3 protein-coding genes are annotated in these 5633 nt (G+C 36.5%); 2 read left to right on the forward strand and 1 reads right to left on the reverse strand.

The genetic code is table 11. The features are described 5' to 3' along the window. The first annotated feature begins 208 nt into the window (after nucleotides 1-208). Together V7149_RS18470 and V7149_RS18475 are read left to right on the forward strand one after the other, a co-directional pair. The gene (locus V7149_RS18470; RefSeq protein WP_335347065.1) at nucleotides 209-2446 is read left to right on the forward strand and encodes a hypothetical protein; all 2238 of its coding nucleotides are present in this window, start codon (nucleotides 209-211) and stop codon (nucleotides 2444-2446) included. 210 nt (nucleotides 2447-2656) lie between these two features. Further along, nucleotides 2657-2857 carry a hypothetical protein gene (locus V7149_RS18475; protein ID WP_335347066.1) on the forward strand — a complete coding sequence of 67 codons (201 nt, stop codon included), beginning with the start codon at nucleotides 2657-2659 and terminating at the stop codon, nucleotides 2855-2857. A 1246-nt stretch (nucleotides 2858-4103) separates the two neighbouring features. Here V7149_RS18475 and V7149_RS18480 read toward each other — a convergent pair. Continuing rightward, complete coding sequence (locus tag V7149_RS18480) at nucleotides 4104-5432, reverse strand: Ig-like domain-containing protein (protein WP_335347067.1); 1329 nt, start codon at nucleotides 5430-5432, stop codon at nucleotides 4104-4106. Between the last annotated feature and the right edge of the window lie 201 nt (nucleotides 5433-5633).

The raw sequence follows: 5633 nt of genomic DNA on the forward strand, positions 1-5633 counted from the left end.
ATCATATGATATATAAACCAGAGTTGGAAAACCCATCTTCACTTACCAAAAAAAATATACATTGGTAACTATTGCATAAAAGATAATAGTTTGGTATACTTTTTTACTAGTTAGGTAAGCGGTGGATATAGAGGAAAATACAACCATTGGTTTATTCATTGCTAACAAAAAAAATGCACTACATAGCATGAAGGGAGAATACAAGTTTATGAAAAAGAAAGCTATTAAACTAGCAACATCAACAGCTATCGCAGCTTCAGCATTCGTTGCTGCAGCACCAGCTAACCAAGCTGATGCGGCTGTAAACGTAGAAGCATTAGTGAAAGCTGCTGAAAACGCAGCAGGTGCTCTTAAATGGGCAATTTCTGTAGAGGGAACTGCTGATGGACAGACAGCTCCACACGGCCTTTACAATCTTACTAAAGATGCAAACAAAGCGGCTCAAGCTGCTGTTGCAAAAACTAGCGGATCTGAGAAGGTTCTTTTATCAGCTCGTTTACAAGCTGTAGAACTTCAAATTTCTCGCACAATGGCTTATATCGATGGAATCACAGCTGGTAACAAAATTGCTGCTGACACAGTAGCACTTAACGCAGCGATCGCTTCAAAAGATCTTGATAAAGTAGAAGCTGCTTACCACAAGATTACTAGAGAATATAAAAAGCAAGCAGCATTACTTGATCGTGTGTATGGTCAATCAACTCGTGATGTTATTCGTAATGCTACAAAAGCACCAGCTGAAAAAGCATTCAACTCAGTATTATATGATGTTACAGTTAAAATGGCTTTAGACAAAGTAGCAGAAGCAACTAAAGCTCAAGATTGGAAAAAAGCTGGATCTTACATGGCGGAAGCTGAAAAATACCTTCCAAAAGTTTCAGCAACTTTCAAAGATCAATTAACTAAGAGCAAAAATGATGCAGTAGCTGCACTTCCATTACAACCAGTTTCTGTAACACGTGTTAATGATACAACTGTAACTGTTAACTTTAATAAAGTGGTAGATGCAGTTGCAGTATCACATTTTTCATTCGATAATGATTTAGCAGTAACTGCAGTTAAATTATCTGATGATAAAAAAGTTGCTACTTTAACTACAACTTCTCAAGCAGCTAATAAAACTTACACACTTTACTATAAAGGTGTAAAAACAAACTATGCATTTGTCAAAACAGTGGCTGCTGATAATTCAGCAACTATTGATAATGATACTGAAGTATATGTAAAAACTGGTGCAAGCCGTGTGTTTACAGCTTCATTTATTAATGCAGATGGAACTCCATATAGAGGATCAGTAAAAATTAAAACAGAAAATGGTATTGTAATTGATGCCATTAATGGAAACAACGTTTCAACTACTTCCGATACTGTAGTAGTACCAAATGCAGATGGAAAAATTACAATTCGTGTTACATCTTCTTCTGCTACAAATGGTAAAGTAACATTTATTAGAGAAGATAATAAGAAAGAAGTAAAAACTGGCAAAACTTATTTTGTTGCTGAGGATCAAAACTCACTTACAAATAAAGAAGTTGTAGTACAATATGTAGACAAAGCTGCTAAATACTTTGTGGGTACTTACAATTCTACAAATTATTACTTCTCTTATGATTCAAATGATACTTTATATGACCATGGTACTGCGATTAACCAAGATACTTTTGCTGATAATTTAGCTAAAGGTAATAGAGTGTTATTAACATATAAAAATGCAGGCTCTGCTTCTAGCGTATCTGATTTCAATATTGTCTTTAAAAAGACTTTGTCTGATATAGATATTACAACACCAAGTGTTGATACAACAAAAACTAACCCGTTCCGTGTTGCTCCAAATCAGCAATTTAGATTAAATGGAACAGGTCAAGCAGGCTATACTGTATTTGTTTACCGATATGATTCTGGAGTTGGTAGCAGCTCAAAATACAAACTTCATGGTACAACTACTGTTGATGGATCTGGAAACTGGACATACAGCAACATTAATTTAGTTAAAGATGAATTAGCAGGATTCAAAGCGATCCAGCTTCCTGCAGGTCAATCATATTCACAAGAAATTACAAGCGATGAAACTGCAGTATGGTTAAAAGGTGCTGCATTTACTGCATCTGTAACTGCAAAAACTAACGTTGGTACACTTGGCGTGTTAGATGTAAATGATTCTGTAGAGTTTACTGTTTCTACAGGAGATACTATTAAGTTAGGATCTACACTGTCAATTAAACTAAGAGATGCAGATGGAACAGTTGCAACTTATACTGATGGTGTATTAGGTACTAAGATTGAAGAGCTTGCAAACAATAGATTTAAAGTAACATTTGGTTCTTCTGAAGATATTTCTGGTGGTAACAGTGTTATGGCTGGAAGCTTTGTGGTAACAGAGTTCAATGGTATTACTAACCAACACGGATTAGGTTTAGGTGGAAACATTACTGTTTCTGGTCTATAAAATTTTCCGAAAAGGATTCAATTATTTTGAATACCATTAAAATAACATAGCGTTTTCAAAACCTCGAATAGAAAACACTTCTAAAGTGAATCTATTCGAGGTTTTTTATTAATATATGACTAGGGGGCCGTGCTTAGTTAATCCTATAGGAATCTTGTTTCACGAGTGTAGTGTGGTATCCGATTTAATGAAACTAAAAGGCGTTCTCTGTTGCAGAGAAATCTATGGGTAGAAGCGGCATTTATTGGTGCCTTGTCGTTAGATAGCACGATTGAGGCTGTTGATGGATTACTCCCTTCTCTTTGGGCTGCCAAGGATTTAGCTTTCAAGAAAGTATACCTTCTATTTGACCCACATATTCCTTTCAATATGATAGGGGTAAGGGTGCGTTATTGTTCAGCAAATAAATGAAGTTTCACATAATTTGCCTGGATAAGCATCTCTTTAATTAACTCACAATACTCATAAAATTAATCAAACTCCCTAACTATAAGTTTCAAAAGGATTTCTGTCATATTATGCGGTCACGAGCGAGCAAAATACCTTTAGAAATAACAGTTGCTAGCGGTCGTAATGGTTAATGAGTGGTCTGCTTGGCTGTGGTTAAAGATTGCTTGTCGATATTTTTACTTCTATCTTCCAACCGTTGACAAAAGCACAGCTGTAAGTCATTAGCTTTTATTAACCTGCAAATTAGCTGCAATAGGTCGGAAGAGGCTCATATCCAAAACCTCGGGAAATTTCATTTGAATTAGGAAAAATTACAATTAGATTTTGAGCATTCAACTGTTACGTATCCTGCCTCGTTTCTTCTTATTGGCGCAATTAACCCATACTATACGGATACTTCAACCTTAACACTTCCACCTCATAAAAATTCATTTCAACGAAGATGTCTCTTATCTTATCGAAATAATCACAACTTCTAGCAGATGGTGACATTGAATTTTGCGTAAGTATAATGCTGTATTAAAGGAGGGGAAGAAAGTGGAAAAGGAAACAGTTGTAAAGGAGATTCTTCAAGCTTTAAAGTCCATTCTAATCAGATGGAGCTGAGATTTGATTCTATTGGGGAGAGACTCGATCGATTGTAGAAGAAAATGGGCGGGTTTCGAGTTGAATTGGGTAGAAACTCAGGAAACTATAAACTTTACTGCTAAGAAAGCCTTACAGCACAAGAAAAAGCTCAGTGAGCTTCACCATCAATAATTCATATAACCCCCCTGCTTAGACGGATTCAATCCCTATATTAAATAATCTAATTGTAAAAAAGAGCAGCTTCTTAAAGGGAGTACTGGCATCATTCTACAAAGAGTTATCTTCATTGTATTCTCCGCACAAGTTAGAATAGAACCTTACCATGTCTGTCTCAATTGAATTAATAGGCATAATAGATTTAAACTTAATGCATTAGGAATCTAGGCAGTTCAGCTCTAGTTCTTTTTTTGCTTGTGATAGCACTCTTTATATAAAAACTTGAAATGGATAAGGGACATGTCCCTTTGGTTTTTTCCACATCATTCCCCTATTCTAATCATAAAAAAAGGAAAAGTCCTGCAGTATTTTACCTTTAACAGAACTTTCCGTTTAATTTTATCTCTAATACCTCTTCAACCTTTATGAAACAAGAAAATTCGGGGAGAGACAGACTCGAAAGTCAATAGAAAAAAGTCCCGCGGTATGGATCCATCACATTAGCGGCAGGGTTTACAAGATCTGTTGCACCGGAAAGAACAATCGAGTAGTAATACCCTTTTCGCAAGCCGATTCGATCAAGCTCTGACTTTGGCACAATTACAGTATCTGCATCACTAGACAATGATGAATAGGAAACTGCAATTCCTTCAATTGTAATCGCAATCGGAGAAAGTGCTGAAATCAATTCGGAAAAATTTAATTCCAAGTTTCCATTTGAATCTGCTGTCACAGAGTTAACGACAGGCTTTCCAATATCGGAAAATATGAATGATGCAACAAAATCGACAGAACCTAGAGAAGCAGAATCTTCTGTTTGGATATTCTTTTTAGCAGTAACGGTATAATTTGAATTTATGTTTAGTGGATCATGCAATTCGATGATGGCGCTTTTTTTGTCATCTGAAAGCATTATACTTTTAATCGTTCTAGTAGAAACGGAGTAGTTGGAAATGTTTTCTGCACTATTCGTCCCATTTCCGGAAATCATCGCCTTGCTAAATTCAACCTTAATTCTTTTAGGCTCAACTGCCGTTACTTTTTCTATTTTAGGAATAGTAGTTTCTGCAATCAGGTTAAAATGATCTGCTAATGCTTTTTTGATACTTGGATTGTCGACATTAATCAAGTATTTCCGCGCTTCTTCAATATGCTTTACAGCAGTGAGATTGTCTTGATTAAGCAGCGCTTTTGAAGCTAAATCGATTTCGGCTTTGACTGTGACAGCATACTTTGCGCTATCGCGAATTTTCTCAGCAGAATATTTATACTGTGAGCGAATTAATTCCCTCGTTGACTGGCCGTATACACGGTCCAAAAGGAGTGCTTGTTTTCGAATCTCTCCCGAAAGCTCATGGTAGGCCTTTTCAGTGTCATCATTGATCAAGTTGCTGTCTAGTTGATTGGTAAGCGCTAATTGTTTTTCTATGATTTTTTCGCCGGCAGTGAGGGCGTCAATATACCACATCGTTCGGTTAATATGTAGCTTTACGTTTTGCTCCAGCTCAGCCAAATGTGTATGCCTTTGGGCAGCGGGCAAAGTCATCACGGCTTTTACCGCATTGTCATATGCTTCCTTGGCAGCATTATAGGCAGCCAATGGACGTGTCTTCCCATCGGCAGTTCCTTCAATCGAAATCGCCCATTTCAAAATCGTTCCTAAATCCTTTGCTTCCTTTACTAGATTACTAACATTGCTCGATGAAGCCGCCCCCGCAGGCGAAGCAGCGACAAAGGCAGAGGCTGCCATTAAGGAAGCGCTCATTACTTTAATTGCTTTTTGTCTACTCATTGCAAATTCTCCTTTGTTCAAAAAATTGGTATTTTTGGCATTGGCTATTATATATAATTCTATTGTAAGAGATAATGAGAAGTAATGAAATAGAAAAGTAGAGTAAGTGTAGTACAGTTGCAGTAAAAACAAGCCTATTAATCCAATATTTGCTATAATACTAGAGGAAGGGAGAAGATTGGATTAAAAAAAGGTTTTTCG

It is taken from the genome of Bacillus sp. JJ1503, assembly GCF_036965125.1.
Lineage (GTDB): Bacteria > Bacillota > Bacilli > Bacillales > Cytobacillaceae > Cytobacillus.